This window comes from Vreelandella venusta (genome assembly GCF_015689495.1).
Taxonomy (GTDB): Bacteria; Pseudomonadota; Gammaproteobacteria; order Pseudomonadales; family Halomonadaceae; genus Vreelandella; species Vreelandella venusta.
On sequence record NZ_CP065135.1, the window covers coordinates 3,491,872 to 3,512,636 of the forward strand.

General features: G+C 51.6%; 13 protein-coding genes. 2 read left to right on the forward strand and 11 right to left on the reverse strand.

The features are described 5' to 3' along the window. Positions 1 to 26 precede the first annotated feature (26 nt). From aceF to ampD, 3 genes are all read right to left on the reverse strand, one after another. A complete protein-coding gene (gene aceF, locus IR195_RS16385; RefSeq protein ID WP_206048079.1) occupies positions 27 to 2,075 on the reverse strand; it encodes a dihydrolipoyllysine-residue acetyltransferase in 2,049 nt (682 codons plus the stop codon). Between the two features lie 58 nt (positions 2,076 to 2,133). Beyond that, the gene (gene aceE / locus IR195_RS16390) at positions 2,134 to 4,806 is read right to left on the reverse strand and encodes a pyruvate dehydrogenase (acetyl-transferring), homodimeric type (RefSeq protein WP_125747015.1); all 2,673 of its coding nucleotides are present in this window, start codon (positions 4,804 to 4,806) and stop codon (positions 2,134 to 2,136) included. A 419-nt stretch (positions 4,807 to 5,225) separates the two neighbouring features. Beyond that, positions 5,226 to 5,792, reverse strand: a complete 567-nt coding sequence (ampD, locus tag IR195_RS16395; RefSeq protein ID WP_125751273.1) for a 1,6-anhydro-N-acetylmuramyl-L-alanine amidase AmpD — start codon at positions 5,790 to 5,792, stop codon at positions 5,226 to 5,228. An 83-nt stretch (positions 5,793 to 5,875) separates the two neighbouring features. Here ampD and nadC point away from each other — a divergent pair, with 83 nt between their 5' ends. After that, on the forward strand, positions 5,876 to 6,730 hold the full coding sequence (gene nadC / locus IR195_RS16400) for a carboxylating nicotinate-nucleotide diphosphorylase (RefSeq protein WP_172421865.1): 855 nt from the start codon (positions 5,876 to 5,878) through the stop codon (positions 6,728 to 6,730). Positions 6,731 to 6,735: 5 nt separating this feature from the next. Here nadC and IR195_RS16405 read toward each other — a convergent pair whose 3' ends face one another. After that, complete coding sequence (locus tag IR195_RS16405) at positions 6,736 to 7,263, reverse strand: GNAT family N-acetyltransferase (RefSeq protein WP_206049816.1); 528 nt, start codon at positions 7,261 to 7,263, stop codon at positions 6,736 to 6,738. A gap of 161 nt (positions 7,264 to 7,424) precedes the next feature. On the opposite strand from IR195_RS16405, the gene tsaA reads away from it, so the two are divergent. Next, positions 7,425 to 8,153, forward strand: a complete 729-nt coding sequence (gene tsaA, locus IR195_RS16410) for a tRNA (N6-threonylcarbamoyladenosine(37)-N6)-methyltransferase TrmO (RefSeq protein ID WP_206048080.1) — start codon at positions 7,425 to 7,427, stop codon at positions 8,151 to 8,153. A gap of 33 nt (positions 8,154 to 8,186) precedes the next feature. Here tsaA and IR195_RS16415 read toward each other — a convergent pair whose 3' ends face one another. The 7 genes from IR195_RS16415 to IR195_RS16445 all read right to left on the reverse strand — a co-directional run bounded on the left by IR195_RS16415 (position 8,187) and on the right by IR195_RS16445 (position 20,025). Further along, on the reverse strand, positions 8,187 to 10,427 hold the full coding sequence (locus tag IR195_RS16415; RefSeq protein WP_206048081.1) for a CHASE2 domain-containing protein: 2,241 nt from the start codon (positions 10,425 to 10,427) through the stop codon (positions 8,187 to 8,189). Between the two features lie 46 nt (positions 10,428 to 10,473). After that, complete coding sequence (locus tag IR195_RS16420) at positions 10,474 to 11,667, reverse strand: FecR family protein (RefSeq protein WP_206048082.1); 1,194 nt, start codon at positions 11,665 to 11,667, stop codon at positions 10,474 to 10,476. Positions 11,668 to 11,834: 167 nt separating this feature from the next. Next, positions 11,835 to 12,755, reverse strand: coding sequence for an SH3 domain-containing protein (locus tag IR195_RS16425; RefSeq protein ID WP_206048083.1), 921 nt, complete (start codon positions 12,753 to 12,755; stop codon positions 11,835 to 11,837). Positions 12,756 to 12,839: 84 nt separating this feature from the next. After that, a complete protein-coding gene (locus IR195_RS20490; RefSeq protein ID WP_213017642.1) occupies positions 12,840 to 13,169 on the reverse strand; it encodes a DUF6447 family protein in 330 nt (109 codons plus the stop codon). A gap of 68 nt (positions 13,170 to 13,237) precedes the next feature. Continuing rightward, positions 13,238 to 13,663 (reverse strand): hypothetical protein, encoded by a 426-nt coding sequence (locus IR195_RS16435; RefSeq protein ID WP_089039761.1) that lies wholly within the window; start codon positions 13,661 to 13,663, stop codon positions 13,238 to 13,240. Between the two features lie 87 nt (positions 13,664 to 13,750). After that, a complete protein-coding gene (locus tag IR195_RS16440; RefSeq protein ID WP_206048084.1) occupies positions 13,751 to 14,584 on the reverse strand; it encodes an OmpA family protein in 834 nt (277 codons plus the stop codon). An 11-nt stretch (positions 14,585 to 14,595) separates the two neighbouring features. After that, entirely contained in the window at positions 14,596 to 20,025 is a 5,430-nt protein-coding gene (locus IR195_RS16445; protein WP_206048085.1) for a YadA-like family protein, read from the reverse strand. Positions 20,026 to 20,765 lie beyond the last annotated feature (740 nt).

Here is a 20,765-nt window from a genome sequence, read left to right on the forward strand (position 1 = left end):
GCCGCTTGTGGCTTACGCTGAGACGATTACAGCAGCAATCGACGAATATCCGTCAGCACATCGGCCAGGAAGGCCGTAAAGCGAGCGGCATCGGCACCGTTAATCGCCCGGTGATCGTAGGACAGCGAGAGCGGCATCATTAAGCGCGGCTGGAAGGCGCTGCCATCCCATACCGGCTTCATCTGCGCTTTCGATACTCCCAGGATCGCTACTTCCGGCGCATTAACGATCGGTGTGAACGCGGTTCCACCAATCGAGCCAAGGCTCGAAATGGTGAAGCAGCCACCGGTCATCTCATCACGCTTTAGCTTCTTGGTTTGCGCTTTTTTGCCTAGCTCCGCCATCTCCTTGGCTATCTCAATCAAGGATTTCTTATCGGCGTTGCGCACTACCGGCACCATCAAACCATCCGGGGTATCCACGGCAATCCCGATATGCACGTAGTTTTTCCATACCAGCGTTTCGCCGTCGCCTTTCAGGCTGACGTTGAACTGGGGGAATTTACGCAGGGCAAAGGCACAGGCTTTGACCATAAACGGCAACGGTGTCAGCTTAGCGCCCTGGGCTTCGGCCTCGGCTTTCATGGCTTTACGGAAGCTTTCAAGCTCGGTAATGTCGGCCTCGTCGAACTGGGTCACGTGAGGCACATTGAGCCAGCTGCGATGCAGATTGGTCGCGCCCATCTTGAGCAGGCGCCCCATCGGCTTCTCTTCGACGTCGCCAAACTGACTGAAGTCGACTTCTGGTATCGCGGGGATGCCAGCACCACCACTCGCCGCTGGGGCAGCCGCTGTTTGTGCGTTACCTTGGTTGGCAATGGCCTGCTTCACGTAAGCCTGCACATCCTCTTTCAGCACCCGATCTTTCGGGCCACTAGGCTTAACAAGGCCGAGGTCGACGCCGAGTTCACGTGCCAGCATACGCACTGCTGGGCCTGCGTGTACCAGCTTACCATCACGGGGCTTGTGAGAGGCCATCTGCGCTTCAGGGCTAGGCGTACCTTTGGGTGAAGCGGCAGACTTCTCACTTGACTGGCTAGTATTTGACTGACTGGCACTAGCGGGCTGCGCTTTTTCCGGCGCCGCTTGTTTCGGGGCTGCTTTCTTAGCACCCGCCACTTCTATATAGCCAATCACATCGCCTTCAGAGACGGTATCACCCTCTTTTACGGTCAGCTCTAAGAGCTTGCCTTTGTAAGGGCTAGGCACGTCCATTGACGCTTTATCAGACTCCAAGGTGATCAACGGATCTTCTTCGTTGACCTCATCACCTGCCGACACACCAATTTCGATAATCGGCACGTCAGAAGAGCCTGACAAGTCAGGTACACGAATCTCTTTGCGCTCAGGCTCACCGCTACCGCTATCTTCTTCAACGGCCGGTTCTTCAGCAGCGGCTTGCGGCGCGCTGCTGGCTTGGCTTGCGGCTTGCGGTGCGTCTTCTTCAGCCGATGTATCACCGCCGTCGCCAGCGATCTCCATCTGGCCGATCACGTCGCCTTCCGAGACGCTATCGCCTTCTTTGACCGTCAGCGCAACGATCTTACCTGCGTGCGGGCTGGGCACGTCCATGGAGGCTTTGTCAGACTCCAGGGTGATCAGGGTATCTTCGGCGTTGACCTCATCACCGGCGCTAACCGCGACTTCGATGATTTCAACGCTGTCGGAACCGCCCAGGTCAGGCACTTTAATATCGACCGTCTGCTTACCGCCGCTGGCTTTCTTCGCTGCCGGTGCGGGGGCGTCTTCCTGCGTCGGTTTGGCTTGTTTCGCTGGCGCGTCGTTGGGCTGGCTGTCAGACGCGGGGGCTGACGTCTCTTCGCCACCGTCTGTACTGCCTTCAACCTCCAGCTCAACGATGTCGTCGCCTTCGGAGACGCTATCGCCTTCTTTGACCAGCACTTTGAGCACCTTGCCGCCTTTTGGGGCCGGGACGTCCATGCTGGCTTTGTCGGATTCCAGGGTGATTAGGGTGTCTTCCGCTTCAATGACGTCGCCTTCTGACACCGCAATCTCGATGATTTCGACATCGGTATCGCCACCGATATCGGGAACTTTGATGATTTCGCTACTCAAGGTCGCGCTCCTTCCAAATCGGATCGAGCCGGCGGGCATCTGCCCGCCGGGCAGCGGTTTAGCTGGTCAGCGGGTTCGGCTTGTTGGCGTCAATGCCATACTTCTTCAGCGCCTCGCCGACGTGCTTGCGATCAAGCTCACCACGGTCTGCCAGCGCGCGTAGCGCCGCGACGGTGACGAAGTAGCGGTCTACTTCAAAGAAGTAGCGCAGCTTCTCGCGGGTGTCGGAACGGCCAAAGCCGTCCGTGCCCAGCACGGTGTACTCAGACGGTACCCAGGCACGCACCTGGTCGGCGTAGAGCTTCATGTAGTCGGTGGAGGCAATCACCGGGCCGTCGCGGCCTTCCAGGCACTTCGTCACGTGGGGCTTGTTAGCCTCAGCGTCCGGGTTCAGGAAGCCTTCACGCTCCAGCAGCAGCGCTTCGCGACGCAGCTCGTTAAAGCTGGTCACGCTCCAGATATCCGCCCCAATGCCCCAGTCGTTGGCCAATAGCTCGGCGGCGGCTTCGACTTCGCGCAGGATGGTGCCGGAGCCCAGCAGTTGTACGCGGCCTTTATCGCCCTGGGTTTCGTTGAGCAGGTACATGCCTTTGACGATATCGTCGGTGGGCACGTTCTCAAGCGCGGGGTGCTCGTAGTTTTCGTTCATCACCGTCAGGTAGTAGAAGCAGTTCTCTTTGTCGGAGAACATGCGCTTCAGACCATCCTGGAGGATGACCGCCACTTCGTGGGCGTAGGTCGGGTCGTAGCTGCGGCAGTTGGGGATGGTGGAGGCTTGAATCAAGCTGTGGCCATCCTGGTGCTGTAGGCCTTCACCGTTGAGCGTGGTACGCCCGGCGGTGCCGCCGACCATAAAGCCGCGGGCTTGCAGGTCACCGGCGGCCCAGGCCAAGTCACCAATGCGTTGGAAGCCGAACATCGAGTAGTAGACGTAGAACGGCAGCAGGGTGACGTTGTTGTTGCTGTAGGACGTTGCGGCGGCAATCCACGCGGACATGGCACCGGCTTCACTAATCCCTTCTTCGAGGATCTGGCCTTTCTGATCCTCGCGGTAGAACATGATCTGGCCTTTATCGACCGGCTCATACTTCTGACCTTCCGAGGTGTAGATGCCAAGCTGACGGAACATGCCTTCCATGCCGAAGGTACGTGCTTCGTCAGGAATAATCGGGACGACATGTTTGCCGAGCTTCTTATCTTTCACCAGGCCGTTCAGCACGCGCACGAACGCCATGGTGGTGGAGACTTCGCGCCCTTTGGAACCGGCCATTTGCGAGGCAAAGGTTTTGTCTTCCAGGCTGGGGATCTCCAGCGCCTCAAAGTCACTGCGGCGGCTCGGCAGGTAGCCGTTTAAGCGCTCCCGCTGCAGGTGCATGTATTTCAGCTCGGGAGAGTCTTCTTCCGGCTTGTAATAGGGCACATCTTTAAGCTGCTCGTCGGTGAGCGGAATACCGAAGCGGTCGCGGAATTTACGCAACGCCTCGTACTCCATGCTCTTGACCTGGTGGGACTCGTTGGCGGCTTCGCCATCGCCGCTGCCCATGCCGTAGCCTTTGACGGTGTGCGCCAGAATGACCGTGGGCTTACCGTTGGTCTGGTTGACCGCTTCGTGGTAGGCCGCGTAGACCTTGAACGGGTCGTGGCCACCGCGGTTGAGCTTCCAGATGTCTTCATCGGACAGATCGTTGACCATCGCTTCGGTTTCGGGGTACTTACCGAAGAAGTGCTCGCGGGTGTACGAACCGCCGTTGGCCTTGTAGTTCTGGTACTCACCGTCGACCGCTTCGTCCATGCGTTTTTGCAGGATGCCTTTCTTGTCCTTCTCGAACAGCGGATCCCAGTGACGTCCCCAGACCACCTTGATGACGTTCCAGCCAGCGCCGCGGAACACGCCTTCGAACTCGTCCATGACGCGGGAGTTGCCGCGAACCGGGCCGTCCAAGCGCTGCAGGTTGCAGTTGATAACGAAGATCAGGTTATCGAGGTTTTCACGCCCGGCCAGGGAAATGGCGCCCAGTGACTCCGGCTCATCACACTCGCCGTCGCCCATAAAGCACCAGATCTTACGGTCGTACATGTCTTTTAGCTCACGGTGATGCAGGTACTTCATCACGTGGGCTTGATAGATGGCCTGAATCGGGCCAAGGCCCATGGACACCGTGGGGAACTGCCAGTAATCCGGCATCAGCCACGGGTGCGGGTAGGACGAGAGGCCATCGCCGTCGACTTCGCGACGGAATTTGTCCATCTGCTCTTCTGACAAACGGCCTTCCAGGTAGGAACGCGCGTAAATCCCCGGGGCAACGTGGCCCTGGATGTAAATCAGGTCGCCTTCAAAGTCGCCTTTGGGGGCGCGGAAGAAGTGGTTAAAGCCAACATCGTACAGCGTGGCCGACGACATAAAGCTGGCAATGTGGCCGCCCAGCCCGGGGTTGGCGCGGTTATTACGGATGACCTGGGCAATGGCGTTGTAACGAATCAACGACCGAATGCGGCGCTCCATAAACAGATCGCCGGGCATCGGGGCTTCGCGATGCACAGGGATAGTGTTCCGGTGCGGGGTTGTCACCGAGAAGGGTACCTTCATCCCGTCCCGGCGCAGGCGATCCGCCAAGCGGGTCATCAGGTAGCGGGCACGATCTTCGCCCTCACGATCCAGCACTGATTCCAGGGATTCCAGCCACTCCGTGGTTTCGAGCGGATCGAGATCTTCTCTTGTCTCCAGACTCATAGAGGTCTCTCCGAATGACGATAAATGACAATGAGCCCCGCCAACCCTTAGGGCCTGGGGCGGCTGCGGTGTTTAACCACCACAGGCCGATAAAACGCCGGCGCCTAAGCGCCGTGTAGATGTTTTCTTTCTACATTCAACAAGCTACGTACTTTTTGATGTAGTAAAGCTACACAATTGTCGTAAAAGTTAGCCTTTTGTATATGAGAAGATACCGCAAAGTCATCATTCTGCCAATTCCAGCAAGCCCTAAAAGGCTATCGAAAACAGACTATTGCACCGCAACATAAAAAAACAGCAAGACTTTAGATGAATCTACCAAACGCTCAAAAATGTAGCCAAACTACCGTTTTATTTACTTACGAGTGAAGTACTTAATTAAGTTTACAACGTTCTTTGGAGAATTTATCAGCCCGTCGCTAAGCATCTAACTGCTGAAAATAGTAAGCCCAATCAAAGGCGGGTCCTGGATCAGTTTTACGCAGCGGAGCCACGTGGGCATGACCGGTAATGCGCGACTTATCCAGCTGAGGGTAGCGCGCTATTAGCCACTGAGTTACCGCGACTAACCTTTGATACTGCGCTTTTGTAAAGGGGGTCACGTCATCACCTTCCAGCTCAATGCCCACCGAAAAGTCATTTAAGGCTGTTCGCCACGCCTTATGATATGGGTCCAACCAGAATGAGCGCCCGGCATGCCAAGCGCGATGATCTGTATCAACAAACTGTAAGCATTCACCATCGCGACGAATCAGAAAATGGGCCGATACCCTAAGGTGTGCAATCTCAGCAAAAAAGGGATGCTCTGCCGAATTTAGCTGGTTAGTAAACAGCGCCTCAATAGCATCGCCACTAAACTGACCGGGCGGCAAACTAATCGCATGAATAAGTAGTAGTGAGACCTCACTATTGGGGCGCTGATCGCAGTTGGGCGATACCACTTGCCTAGCGTTTGGCAGCCGCCCCTCCAGGGTTGTTCTTTCCATAACCGATACACTCTCCTCTACGTTGGCGTTCTCTTTCACTATAATGCCCAACACACTCAATAACGCCTAGAGAACGCACCGCCATGCATTATGAAAACGCTCTTGCCGAAGAGATACGCGCTAGCGCAGCCCGTCTATTGGCTGAGGACATTGGTCCTGGCGATATTACAGCGCAGCTAATCCCCGAGAACCAGTGGGCAACCGCCAGCATCATTACTCGTGAACCCGCAGTGCTTTGTGGTGTTGCCTGGGTAGACGAGATTTTTCGACGGCTAGATAACCGCGTTACGCTACGTTGGCAGGCAGCAGACGGCGACTCTCTTCAAGCAGATCAGTGTTTTTTAGAGCTAGAAGGGCCTGCTCGCAGCCTACTGACCGGCGAGCGAGCGGCCCTAAATATGCTGCAAACATTGTCTGCCACGGCGACATCAACGCGCCATTACGTTGATTTAATTGAAGGCACTAATGTACGCCTGCTCGATACGCGTAAAACGCTGCCCGGAATGCGCCTAGCCCAAAAGTACGCTGTCACCTGCGGCGGCGGGCATAATCATCGCATTGGATTGTGGGATGCCTTCTTAATTAAAGAGAATCATATTACTGCTTGTGGCGGTATTCAGGCAGCCGTTGAGCAAGCTCGTAAACTAGCAAGTGACTTGCCAGTAGAGGTTGAAGTGGAAACGTTTGAGGAGCTTGATCAAGCGTTGGCCGCAAAGGCAGACATTATCATGCTTGATAATTTCGCTTTAGAAGACTTACATGTAGCCGTCGAGATAAACGGTGGGCGAGCAACACTTGAGGCCTCCGGCAATGTTGACGCAGCAACATTAAAGGCAATTGCCGATACTGGAGTTGACTGTATTTCCAGCGGCGCACTCACTAAAGACCTAAAATCAATCGATTTATCGATGCGCATTACCCACACCTACGACGTTTGATGTGCTCAGGTTTCCACAGCACTAAGCTTTTTAACTAAGTGATAGCGTTTCAAGAGTTCGCCACTGCGCTCTACCCACTGTTCGCCGAGGTTGCTAAAACCTCGGCGAATCAAGCGTTCATAAAGCACTAAGCTTGCTTCAATTTCTACACTCGATACGCCCTGCTCAAGCAACATACGTTCAGCGTGAATCAATAGCGTGGTACCAATCCCACGTCCAGTTAGTGAAGGCCATACGTAAAGTGTCTCTATACGTTTGGCGGTAGCATCCAACTCTAAAAACCCTACACATCGCCCATCACAGCTGGCGACTAGCGTCGTATAGAGCGTTTGCCTGGCCGCCCAGGCGCTTGCTTCGCGTGGTAGAGCACTCGCCCAAGCTCGGCGCTCGTCTACACTATAGTGGGAAGCGGCACCCTGCATCACCGCGTGATAAAACACCTCTGCTTGGTCAGCTGCGTCACGCCCCCCCCCCTCACGATAGATAATTCGTGGAGTAGGCGAAGCAGGTGTTTGGCTTACGTTAGCACTCATAACATTAGTACTCATCGCTTTAGTATTCATCGCTTTAGTACTTGGCATGTCTACAACTCCACTATTTATCGCTTCGTATCATCACACCTTAAGGGGTATCACACCCCAACTCGATGCTTGACTGCTTTATACTTCGGTTTTACCTACACGTAAGGTGAGTCATGCACGAAATACCCGCAAATGAATCGTTTACCATCAACCCTATAGGCTATATTGAAAGCGACTACCCTGATAAGTTTGGCATTCCTCGCCAACCAGGGCTAGCGACGGCAGCAAAAGCGACACTGGTATTAACGCCTCCCTTCAATACACCGTTAAGCGTTCGTGGGTTAGACGCATTCAGCCACTTATGGATCAGCTTTATTTTTCACCGCAGCCCCGAAGAGTGGGCTCCCCTTGTACGCCCTCCCCGTCTAGGTGGCAATAAAAAAATAGGGGTATTCGCGAGTCGTAGCACACATCGGCCTAATCGTTTAGGACTATCACTCGTTGAGCTAGTGGGTATCGATACACACAACGGTGCACGGCTATTGCTCAAAGGAGCAGACTTAATGACAGGTACACCCGTGGTGGATATCAAACCTTACCTACCTTGGACTGAAGCCGTCCCGGATGCACGCTCGGGCTTTGCCCCAGAACCGCCACCTTTTTACCCCGTAGAATTCTCCTCAGCAGCCGAAACGATGCTCGCGCAACGCGCAGATGCTAATGACTTAAGGCAGCTTATTACCCAAGTATTAGGCCAAGACCCACGGCCCGCCTACCACCATGGTCAATCAGAACGGGAATATGGCATGCAGTTAAGAGATGTCAATATTCGTTTTCAAGTACAACAAACACCAGAGCTAGGCAACGTCATTTATATAGTTAATATTCAACAAAACAACTAACAATTGGCACTTCGGCAACTCACAACTCACAACTCACAACTCACAAATAGGAAGCTTCATGGTGAATTGACTGCCTATCCCATACTCGCTTTTACAGTAAATCTCACCATTATGCTTAGAGACTACCGTTTTCACCAATGCTAGCCCAAGGCCATGCCCTTGCGCTACGCCTCCTTTATCGCTGCGGGTAAAGTCGTCAAAAATATCGTCAATCTCTTCTGGCTCAATACCGACACCATTGTCAGAAACCTGCAGCACAACCCACTTATCTTGCCGACATACAAGAACATTAACCTCGCCACCAGGCAGCGTATACTTAACGGCGTTTTCAATTAAGTTAAATACCGCTCTGGAAAGATAGTCTTTATCACCTAACACAGGAGCCCCATCTTCATCTTGTAGCTCACTCACTATTTTAATATTTTTTACTTTAGCTAGTGAATAAACTTGATCAAGCACCTCCATCACAACATCTTCAAAGAGCACAAACTCTTTTTTCAAACTAAATGACTTGGCTCGTGTTAAGCTAATAAAATCGTTAATCATCCCTAGCCCCATCGTGAGGCACTGTTCCAAATAACTATAGAAGTCAGCTTGTGTTACAGCCGACTCTGGATCTTTTTGGGCTTCTAGAAATGCTAGCGCCCTTGCCTGAGGAGCTTTCATGTCATGTGACAAGAAACTAAGCATACTAGATCGCTGTGCTTCTGCCTCTACCTCACTCGTCAGGTCAACCAGCCATACCAACCACCCTCCAGCGGCACTACTTGTCGTTGTAGACAGCTCTCCCATTTCCAGCCGATACGTATGTCCATCTCTATCAGTACATAAGCCACCTATTTGAATGGCGTTGACGTCACTCGCGCCTTTTGACCGGGGTGGCCATATAGTCGAAAAACCTTGCCCTTCTTCAAAAGTTAGAAAGGATGGCAGCGCATTAATATGATCAATGGCATGCCCCCCTTCCTGGTAAAAAACCGCCAATGCTTTCTTATTTGCCAGCAGAACCTCCCCCTTTTTATTAAGTATAAAGATAGGGAGCGGCAATGAGTGCATCGAATCCAATATGAATCGCCGCCCTTCTACAATTCGCCCTAGTGCAAACTCAAGTGCTTGAGACTGCTGGTAAAGTTTCCCACCCTCTCCGCGAATGTCATCAGGTTGCCTAAATGGCAAGATAGATGGTTCTTGGTATAACAATTCCAACTCGCGCTTAAACCAAGACAGTAAAGCTGCCTGGCTTTGCCAAACAATGGCAATGATGGCGATACCCAATGCTATTAAGCTGGCAAAAGGAGGCCACCACCATCTAAAGTTCAAAGCGATCAGAGAAGCACACAACACTCCAGCAACGAGCGATAGCATCACTAACGGTAAATATCGAAACCTTAACCACCAAGCCAATAGCATTAAGACCACAATCGGCAAACTTGCTAAAAATGCCCCTATCCAGCTATCTACTTCGCGTATATAAGTTTCATTTCGTAGGGCATCGAGCAAATGAGCATGCACTTCCACACCCGGCATTAAACCTGAAGACAATAACGACACATTGTAACGATCGCCCAAGCCAAGAGCAGTCATGCCTACTAAGACAGTACGGCCTTGGAGTAAAGAAGCCGGTACATACCCCATTAATACATCGCGGTAAGAAACCGTTGGATATGAGCCAGACGGACCACGAAACGGTATTCTTATCGCCTCAGTTGACCAGTTTGATGTACCAGCCCCGCCGCTTTTGTTTTGATCCACAAGCAGGGTCATGAGCTGTGGCCACACATCCTCACGGCGCTCTATCAACAGCTCCACTGAACGAGCCACTCCATCAGTATCAAGTTTCACATTGATATGCCCAACGCCTTTGGCGGCAGATAACAATGGAGGGGGAGGGATTAATACATCTCGTGCCCTACCTTCCAGTATCGATTCAGGAAGGAGTGCCATAGGTAGATAAGTTCTGCCATGGCGGTGCATCGCTTCAGCAAGCCGCCGATCTTCTTCAGGTAATCGGCTTGGCTCAACTAGCAGGACGTCTAAAACAATGGAGTGCACACCCGCAGCGTTCAACTGATTAATCAGCTGTGTGTGAATCTCTCTAGGCCAAGGCCAGCGCCCCAATGTTTGTAGGCTGGGCTCATCAATCGCTACAACTAAAATATCGTTAGAAGGTGGCTCTGATTGCCTGGAAAGCCAGGCATCGTAAAAAAAATTATCAGATAAAAAGGGAGACAAACTATAAAGAAAAAAAGCAATGGGCAGTAACAAGCTGCCCATCACACACCATGTCATCACAAACCGCCGATGCAATGCTCTAGAAAGGTTACTTCCCTGAGTCATTTAGTGTTCCAGTATCGAGAACAACGGTCATACCTGTACGTTCATCCAAGCTGACAACACGCCAGAATATCTCGTTACCTGGCAAACGGCTTATCCTCAAAGGACCGTTATTTTGCAGCTCATAGTTTAATAACATTTGGGTAAACTGGTGATCAGCTGCTAACTGCAAGCGATAGTTTGTTTGTGCTTTATGTAACCACTCGAAGACCCACGCGCCTTCCTCCTGGTTAACGGAGACTTGATCACCATGGTGATGGATAACGAAAATGGCGCTCTCACCTTCAATACCAAGCTCATCTATAGCGGCTATACGCACATGGTAGAACCCAGGCGAAAGCGGGGCGAACTGTATCTGGCTACTCTGAGACCGCTGATCACGCATGATGGTTAAAAAGTTTGGATCACTTGCTATCTGCGCTCTGAAAGCCCGCCCCTGCGTAGGTGGCGAAATATCTACTTGTATGGCCTCATTCGGCAGCGAACTAATAGCCACGTTCTCTGGTGGCGGTAATAGCGCTACGACCTGGATACCACCTGCTCCATCAACACGTGCCCCTTCGCCCTGATCTATTGAGGCTTCTGCAGTATTCACCCGGTGTTGAGCAGCAACATTCCCTTCATAAACCGACGTCAGCAGTGTTTCGTCAGCATAGCTTGCTCGAAAGTGAGTACCGCGCACACCTAGAACGCCCGCATTGGTTTCTATATTGTATGCACGCCTGCGCATGCGATTTTTCGGCACATAGGACTCCACCTCTCCTTGCTCTAATTGAAACGTGATGCCCCTCTCTCCTTCACGCTTTAACACAATGCGTGAATTAGAAGGTACCACCGCTCTAGCGCCGTCACGCATTTGAACGGTCAAGGATGAGCCTGGGCCAGTTTGAATAACAGAGCCAACCTCAATAAGGTCACCACTCATCAAAAGGCTTTCACTGTTCTCTTCAACTAACCATGCATCACCCGAACGGTATAGAACTGACAAAGGAAAAGGGTCGAAAGCACTGAGTTCCACCAGGGTGTCGGGCTGAAGCTTGATGGGGTCAGTTATCGCATTCACTTGCTGCAAGGCAGGCCATTCGTCAGGCGTGCCATAATAATATTCGGAGATGTCCCAAAGTGTATCGCCTGGCATCACTTGGTGAGTATCAGATGCGTAGGAAAGACTCCCGGTCATTAAAAAAACACTCCCGAACACAAGACTTGAAAAATACCGCAGCAGCGACTTAGTTTTCGGGCGACTCCCACTACTTTTTATATTCATAACGCCACCACCCTCAATGCGCATAGGTATGCTCAGTAATGTACTCGTTGCTCAAACAACACTCGTTCATATCAAAAAAATCATTCAATAAGCGTATTGGATACCCACCCCAGCATTGGCCCCTGCTCGCCCTCAAAATAAATGTGGCTCCAGCCATCCACACTGCCCAGTACATAGACGCTAGCCCCTTGATCCAACTGGGTAATACGCTGATGATTTGTACCATTACCCGCACGAATATTAATACGGCTGGCAGCTACCGTTTTTTGCTCAAGGTGTTCGCGACTTTCCCTAATATTACCCAGCGCTAACTCGTTACCGCCTCGCGCCGCATTAGCGAACCAGAACACCGCCCACGCATAATTGCGATCGACACCACGGCCTCGGGCATACAAAGCCCCTAGATTATTCTGGGCAAAGGGATCATTCTGCTTAGCAGCCCGTTCGTACCATTCAAATGCTCGGCTAAAGCTTTGGCCTACACCGCGCCCATTCTCATAAAGGCTACCAAGGTTATTCTGAGCAGGCACATGGCCTTGTTCGGCTGCAAGTTCAAACCAACGCGCTGCCAGCGCAGGGTCTTCCTCTACCCCCACCCCCTCAAGATATAGCAGCCCTAGCTGAAATTGCGCTGCGGCATCGCTCGCCTCTGCGGCTTTTTCGAGCCACTCAACAGCATCTGCAGGCCCCTTACCGTCAATTTCTTCGCGAAGAAACAGCTCAGCAAGACGCATTTGAGCATCAGACTCTCCGTTATCTGCCGCTAAACGATACCACTTATAGGCCTCGTTCTTATCTTCGCCAATCCCTTCTCCACGCTCAAACATCATGCCTAACGCAAACTGAGACTGCCCATCACCTCGCTCAGCAGCCGTACGCCACTCATGAATAGCGGAGGCGTAATGACCACGTTGGTATTCGTTAAGCCCTGCCTCATAATCCGCACTGGCTAGCGTGCTAATCCCGACAAAAACAAGGCTCAACCAGGGTAGTATCCTCATACTTAGGCCTTCCTTCACAAAAGCCCGATAGACTCTCGCCTACCGGGCATTCAACAAAATTGAGCAATCTCACAGCTTACAAGATTACTTCACTGGCGTTACCGACTGCGTCACTTCTGCCAAAATACGGGCATAAGTATTACGAGCCGTTTGCGTAATAGCCAGTTGATCTTGTAAACGCTGTAGTTCTTGATCAGTTACTCGCAAGTTCTGAAGCTGTTCGCGCCCCTGTTGTCCCAGGCTTTCAAGCGTGTACTTTTTACCGTCTATTGTGACAGTTGGTTGTGCTGCTTGCTCACCGACGGCAACCGCAGATTCACTTTCGTTAGCAGTTACGTTTTTGTCGTTTTGAGTGGCTTCACTTTTACTAACTGCACTGCTTTTTGCTGAACCTGTCGCACGCTGTTTGCTCATATAAAACGACCTCTTAAATTAATTTATTAGATTAAAGCAATAATATTATTTCAATTTACGATGAGATATCAGTCTTCAACTGACTCTTCTGCAACTGACTCTTCTTCAACTGCTTCAATAGCGTTAACATCTTCAGCTGGCATACCGACACGCTCATGGGTCAGTACACAAAGTACACCCGTGTTTGTATGTTGAATTTCAAAGTTGGTATCACAGAAAAGAGCCATGGTGTTAAGCACACGGTTTTCAAGTAACAGTGGGTTTTGCAAGTCATTTTCACTAACGACCAAACGTGCTAAAAATAGGCCACCTTCCGGACACTCTAGCGCTTGTTCGTCACTTACTGCTACACATATCGAGCTTTGATCCACTGACTCCTTAGCTGGTTGCTGTTGCTCTTGCTGCTCCGCCATGACTCCCATACTGAATACAGATAGACCAACTGCCGCCACAACTGCTGCTACGAACGTCGTGAGATAGCCAACATACTTCATTATTAAGTTCCTAGTTTTTAAAAGGCAGGGGGTAACATCCCCCACCATTAGTAATTAATTTTTAGTACTAATTAACTAAATTAGCAACTAACGAGACGTCTCAGTAACCGTGATTTCAACTCGTCTATTCGGTCGCAAACACTCAGTCACACTTGGCGTTGCAATCCTCCCTGGGCACTCAACAACAGGATCTGCCATACCATGGCCAGCCGTCATAATATTTGAGCGGTGCACACCTCGGGTTGCCATACGGGCTCCCACGGTCTCAGCACGAGAGTTGGATAATGCTAAGTTATAAGCTTCATTACCAAAACGGTCTGTATAACCCGCAATCAATACACTCGGGTTTGCAAAGTCATTTGTAATTGCCTGGGTTACTTGATCGACGGTTCGCCGCCCCTCTAATGTTAGCGTGTCGCTATCAAAATCGAATAGTACATCACCTGATAAGGTTAATTTCTCTTTGCGCGGCTCTGCAGCGATCTCTTCTACTTCGATGGGTATCAGTAACGCCGGACACTGTGCATTTCGCCAACGGGTGCTTTCTAACGTCATGTCATCGCCATAGTGCACCTGGTATTGGCAGGTGAGGTACTCATTGCCATTTCCCGTGTACAGGTTAAACACGTAGTTCCACTCCCGCACCCCAAAGAACCCTTCCGCGTAATGGGGGTTACCAATGAGCTGCCGTACTTGCTCTTTGCTTTGCCCTTCTGCAATGCGCAGCACGCTATCCGGATCGACAAACTGGCCCCCGTCATACCAGTTATCCGCTAGCGCTGGAAAGCCATCATCCACTTCACCTAGCTCTGCACGGTCGCTGTTAGACGGGCTAGCACAGCCCGTCAACACGAGAACGGCGGCGATACTGGCGGCCCCAAGGGCCGCCTTGTTCATCATTGTGTTACGAAGGTTGTTCACGTCGTTCTCCTTTACCAGTGCCAGCCAGCGCCAATACCTGCGCCGAAGTTGCTTTGCGAGTCGCCCGTTACCTTGCCTTGAATCACCCAGCGACCATTGTCAGAAAGGCGCGAGATACCGACCGATACCGCCGACTCACCGCCATAAGTACCTGCCCCTACACCAATCATGCTCTTACCGGGCATCCAGGCTTGCGGCACCGTGGAAGCGGCAATCGCACTGGCAGAGCCCGCATTCGCGCTGCGTTCAACGCTGTCGATACGACCATGTACGTTGACGATCTCGTTCTGGAAGCGACGGCCAAGCTCGTTCATCTGCCCTACATTGACCGCATCGCCCTCATTAACACCCGGTGCGACGTTGGTGATAGTGGTGCCACCAGCATCAATGCCGTTAACCGTCATGCTCGGGCCATCTTTAATGCTGACACCGTCGTTATTAACCGTGGTGTTGCCGGTGGTGACACTATCAACATCCAAATCACGGTTCATCGTTATCTGTACACCGTCATCGGTTGTCTTGGTCGTGATATTGTCATCACCGGTGATCGCCACCGTATCACCCAACTGGCGGTTAACCGTATCACCTTCATCAGCGCCAAAGTTCAACCCTAGCCCCAGCGTTTCGTTGATATCGGTGATGCTGTTTTCATTCGTGGTAATGCGCTGGCTGTTGTCGGCAATATTCCCTTCGTTGTTGGTAATGCGCTGGCTGTTGCCAGCAATATTGGTGGTATTGTTAGCCACATTCTGGTTGGTATCGTGCAACTGGCTGCCGTTAATTGCATCGGAGCTATCATTGCTGATATCGCCATCCGCAACGTTCGTCAGCTTGGTGCCATCTTCACCGGCCAGCGTAACGCTGTCATAGTTGATATCACCGTTGTCATCACGGTCATACATAACAGCGCCGTCCGTTCCACCGCCACTTGTGTCACCTTCAACAATCGTTAGACGATCGTCCAGGCTGCCCATAAAGTCCATCGCGGCATAAAGCTGGCTACCATTAATGGCATCGGTGCTATCCGCGGTGATACGACCTGCCGCCACGTTGGTGATGGTGCGCTCGCTGCCCATACTGCCAACGCTGACGGTGGCGACGGGAGAAGCACCTGCAAACTGGTACGTTTGGCCTGCAATGTCTACCGATGCGGTACCAACCGCTTCTGCAGTGCGAGCGCCTTCCCCTAGCGCTACGCTACCTTGATGCGAGGCAATAGCGTCGTAGCCCATCGCCAGTGCGCGATCTGCGGAGGCCACAGCCTCGTAACCCACGGCAGTGGCGCCTTCTCCTTGGGCAAAGGCATCGCTTACTGGTAAGCCACTGTCGTTGGTGCGCACATAGCGAATACCTAAGCCATTTTCAGTAATATATTCATTACTGATATCGCCAGTCACGTTCGTCACGATGCTTTCTAGCTGATAAAGCTGAGAGCCATTGACTGCATCTTTACTATCCGCTGATACATCGCCTGCTGCTAGGTTAGTGATCTTGGTATCACTCATATCGATGCCTTCGACACTAATAACGGGGCCACTTTCACCAACAGTGATGCTATTGCCTACTTGCAGATCATCGTTCAGCGCCAATTCCAGCGTCTCATCATCGCTCAGCTTGGTGATGATATTGCTGTGACTGTCATCGCCGACCTCGCCCACAATGTCGAGACGCTCACCTAAGCGGCGTTCGGTGTCTTCGCCTTCATTAGCACCAAACGTCAGCGGCGTATCTCCCAGGCCAGTCACGGAATTATCCACATACTGCTTGTTGGTGATGTGGTTGTTTTCAGTAATGTCGCCGTCGTAGGTGACGTTACCCTCGTTGTTAACTAAGAAGTTATCGCCCAGTTGGGTGGTACCTCCCACCGTCAGGCTCTCGTTCACCGTCATGTTATTGGTGGTAACGCTGTCACCATCAATAAAGGTCTCCCCCACGGTGATGCTGTTGTCGACGTTCAAGTCAGCATTCAGCGCCAATTCCAGTGTTTCTTCATCGGTCACCTTGGTGATGACGTTACTGTGTCCTTCATCGTCGACTTCGCCCACGATGTCGAGACGATCGCCCAAGCGACGTTCAGTGTCTTCACCTTCATCAGAACCAAACGTCAACGGTGTATCCGCAACTTCACTGACAGTGTTATCCACATACTGCTTGTTGGTGATATGGTTGTTCTCGGTGATGTCGCCGTCGTAGGTAATGTTACCTCCGTTGTTAACGAAGAATTTATCGCCCAGTTGGGTGGTGCCTTCTACCGTCAAGTTTTCGTTGATAGTGGTGCTGCCATCGACGTATAGGTTCTCGTTCAGATACGTGTCACCCTCAACCGTCAGGTTCTCGTTCACCGTCATGTTATTGGTGGTAACGCTGTCACCATCAATAAAGGTCTCTCCCACGGTGATGCTGTTGTCGACGTTCAAGTCAGCATTCAGCGCCAGTTCCAGTGTTTCTTCATCAGTTACCTTGGTGATGACGTTATTGTGTCCTTCATCGTCGACTTCGCCCACGATGTCGAGACGATCGCCCAAGCGGCGTTCAGTGTCTTCACCTTCATCAGCACCAAACGTCAGCGGTGTATCCTCCAGCTCAGTCACACTGTTATCGACGTAAGTCTTGTTGGTGATGTGATCGCCTTCGGTTATGTCACCGGTGTAGGTGACGTTACCATCATTGTTGACGACAAAGTTGTCGCCCAGCTGGGTCTCGCCTGTCACCGTGAGGTTGTCGGTGATATCGACGTTGTTGGTGGTGATGCCACCTTTATTGATGGTGGTGTTGCCGGCTACCGTCAATTCTTCGTTCACGTTCACCGTGGTCGAGTCGACGCTTTCCAGGTTGGTCAGGTTCTTAGACAGCTGAACTTCAAGATCGCCGTCGGCATTCTGAACCGTACGCAGGTTCTCGGCCGAAGCGGCGTCTGCCGTCAGATCGGTCATGCCGCCAACGATGTTGAGCTGCTCACCCAAGTCTTTGTGGATCACAACACCGTCGTTACCCGCGAAGTCGAGGCCTTCGGCAACGAGGTCATCGCCCAGACCATCAACGTAGGTCTTGTTGGTGATGTGATCGCCTTCGGTGATGTCACCGGTGTAGGTGACGTGACCATCGTTGTTGACGACGAAGTTGTCGCCCAACTGAGTCTCACCTGCCACCGTGAGGTTGTCGGTGATATCGACGTTGTTGGTGGTGATGCCACCTTTATTGATGGTGGTGTTGCCGGCTACCGTCAGTTCTTCGGCCACGTTCACCGTGGTCGAGTCGACGCTTTCCAGGTTGGTCAGGTTCTTAGACAGCTGGACTTCAAGATCGCCGTCGGCATTCTGAACCGTACGCAGGTTCTCGGCCGAGGCGACGTCTGCCGTCAGATCGGTCATGCCGCCAACGATGTTGAGCTGTTCACTCAAGTCTTTGTGGATCACAACACCGTCGTTACCCGCGAAGTTGAGGCCTTCGGCGATCAAATCGTCGCCCAGACCGTCGACGTAGGTCTTGTTGGTGATGTGGTCGCCTTCGGTGATGTCGCCGGTGTAGGTGACGTTACCGTCGTTGTTGACGACGAAGTGGTCGCCCAGCTTGGTCTCACCTGCCACCGTGAGGTTTTCAGTGATATCGACGTTGTTGGTGGTGATACCGCCTTCATTGATGGTGGTTTTGTTGGCCACCGTCAGTTCTTCGGTAACGTTCACCGTGGTCGATTCGACGCTTTCCAGGTTCGTCAGGTTCTTGGACAGCTGGATTTCAAGCGCGCCGTCGGCGTTCTGAACCGTACGCAGGTTCTCGGCCGAGGCGGCGTCTTCATCCAGGTCGGTCATGCCGCCAACGATGTCGAGCTGCTCACCCAGGTCTTTGTGGATAACCTCACCGTCGTTACCCGCGAAGTTGAGGCCTTCGGCGATCAAATCGTCGCCCAGACCGTCAACGTAGGTCTTGTTGGTGATGTGGTCGCCTTCGGTGATGTCACCGGTGTAGGTGACGTTACCTTCGTTGTTGACGACGAAGTGGTCGCCCAGCTTGGTCTCACCTGCCACCGTGAGGTTTTCATTGATGGTGGTGCTGCCACCAATGATAGTATCACCTGCGATATCCGTATCGCCCGCGACGTTCAGGTTCTCAGTCACCTCGACGTTCGTGAACTCGACATCATCCGCAGTAGCCACTTCAATGCTGTTACCCGTGCGGGTGATGGCAATGTTATTGCCTTCGCTGAAGTCCGCCGTTTCGCCGAGGGCGATGTTCTCGCCAGTAGCTTCGCCATTGGCGGTGAGATCCCAGCCTTTGTTGGCCGTTTCATTGACAACCTTCAATTGTGAAACGTTAACAGCATCCGTATCAGCTGAGCCCGCCGATACATTTTGCAGGCGCCGCTCATCACCTATGGTACCAATTGACACAACACCACTTGGTGTTGCCGAGTTAGTTAAATAGCCTAAGCCGCTCGGTGCGGTTGCCACTGAAGCGCGGCCAATAGCAGCGCTATTTGCCGCTTCCACACGTGTATTTTGCCCAACGGCTACCGCACCCTCTAGTGTGGTTACTGAGCCTTGACCAATAGAGACAGACTCCTTCCCCTGTGCGTCCGCTCCCGTACCAATTGCAACGCTCTTCTCACCAGATGATGCTGAAAACGCACCGATTGCTAATGCATCATTTTCAGTTGCTAGCGCCCCTCCCCCTAAGGCTATAGAGTCACGTCCCGCTGAATGAGTACGAAGTGCTGTCTGATAGGTAACACCATCCTGATCACCGGTAGATCCGGCGTTTTCAATATCAGCAGAGCCTATGGCAATAGCACGATATCCTTCGGCCGTTGCAGAGTGCCCCATCGCTAAAGAGCCTTTCCCGGTTGCCGCAGCAACATTCCCTATGGCTTGTGCAAAATCTGCAGTCGCAGCAGTTTGCCTACCAAGTGCTAACGATGTGTTGCCTGCAGCCCAAGCTGCTGGACCAATGGCAACACCTGCAACATCGCTGGCTTTGGCCCGGGCACCAAGCGCTACCGCTAATGAGGTCGCCGAAGAATGTGCACCATAAGCGACGCCCCCACCATCAGAATTTGCCTCTTGACCAATAGCTAAAGAATAGCTTGTAGCATTGCCGTAGAGCGTTCCCGTAGATCCCGTTGCTTCGTGAAAGGGGTTTTGTCTATCAAAAAATTGTGACCCGCCGTCAGCTGTCGTATTGCAGCCAATTGCAATATTATGTTCATCGACAGCATTAGCTTGAGTAGTGCCAGTGCACCTTGATATCGCCGTTCCGCTCCCTGCCCCTCCACTAATACCTACTGCTGCAGAGGCGGTTGAAGATAGTGTAACGAGTCCACTAACAACTAGCCCAACCACTAACCCTTGACAACTTCCGGCTTTACTTTTTGCTCGAGAAGCTTCCGAGGCGACGACCAACCGACCAAGGGATCGGTTCCAAATTAGTCGAAACACGTTATTCATGACTTAGAACTCCACTAATTATTCGATGAGGAGATGCAATTGCCTCGCTCAGTTCCCTTTACCTTGGTCATCTCGGTGCAATGTTGATGCTTAGAAGCAACCCCTACCCCAGCGCAACACTTTCCCGACTCAGCAACTGCTGAATGCATCTCAATAACCGGAGCATTCGCAATGCAGCTACAAACAAACGACCAATTCACATAACCGCCAGCCGCTGCCCTAAAGCTCAGAAGATAGCGATTTTTTTACAAGGTTTTTCTTAGTGGATACATTCTCTTACTTATACAAGTAATACCTCAATACGAGTTAATAATTGTTCACAATGAAGTGATTTAATAAACAAAATAATCCAGCAGCCTTACTTACAAAATTTAACAATATTATTTTCTTTGCAGCGTGCACTACGGTGAATATTATTAATCAACGTTATTCCAACTAAATCACCAGCGGTCAAAAAAACCTAAAAACCATTGAAATAAAAAACAAATCAACGCTTAGCCAACCACATTATCAAAGTAGAATAAAACAACTACCCACTCGAATTAATTATAATAGAAAAATATTAACAACCAGTTAAACGTTAATAAATCGTTAACTAAAAACTAGGCAATGCTATCGTTCTTACAATTGTTCATATTTCCCTACCGAAATACATTTAGCCGATAGAACCCAAGAGACACACAGATCTACAGCAAAAAGAAAAAATTTCACGCATTCTTTTATTTCAAAAAAAGCCCACG

Coding starts and splice junctions, on each gene's coding strand:
- tsaA (WP_206048080.1), top strand. CDS start 7,425: ATGCACGAAATACCCGCAAATGAATCGTTTACCATCAACCCTATAGGC.
- IR195_RS16405 (WP_206049816.1), bottom strand. CDS start 7,263: ATGAGTGCTAACGTAAGCCAAACACCTGCTTCGCCTACTCCACGAATT.
- IR195_RS20490 (WP_213017642.1), bottom strand. CDS start 13,169: ATGAGCAAACAGCGTGCGACAGGTTCAGCAAAAAGCAGTGCAGTTAGT.
- IR195_RS16420 (WP_206048082.1), bottom strand. CDS start 11,667: ATGACCGGGAGTCTTTCCTACGCATCTGATACTCACCAAGTGATGCCA.
- aceE (WP_125747015.1), bottom strand. CDS start 4,806: ATGAGTCTGGAGACAAGAGAAGATCTCGATCCGCTCGAAACCACGGAG.
- IR195_RS16435 (WP_089039761.1), bottom strand. CDS start 13,663: ATGAAGTATGTTGGCTATCTCACGACGTTCGTAGCAGCAGTTGTGGCG.
- IR195_RS16425 (WP_206048083.1), bottom strand. CDS start 12,755: ATGAGGATACTACCCTGGTTGAGCCTTGTTTTTGTCGGGATTAGCACG.
- nadC (WP_172421865.1), top strand. CDS start 5,876: ATGCATTATGAAAACGCTCTTGCCGAAGAGATACGCGCTAGCGCAGCC.
- ampD (WP_125751273.1), bottom strand. CDS start 5,792: ATGGAAAGAACAACCCTGGAGGGGCGGCTGCCAAACGCTAGGCAAGTG.
- IR195_RS16445 (WP_206048085.1), bottom strand. CDS start 20,025: ATGAATAACGTGTTTCGACTAATTTGGAACCGATCCCTTGGTCGGTTG.
- IR195_RS16415 (WP_206048081.1), bottom strand. CDS start 10,427: ATGGGCAGCTTGTTACTGCCCATTGCTTTTTTTCTTTATAGTTTGTCT.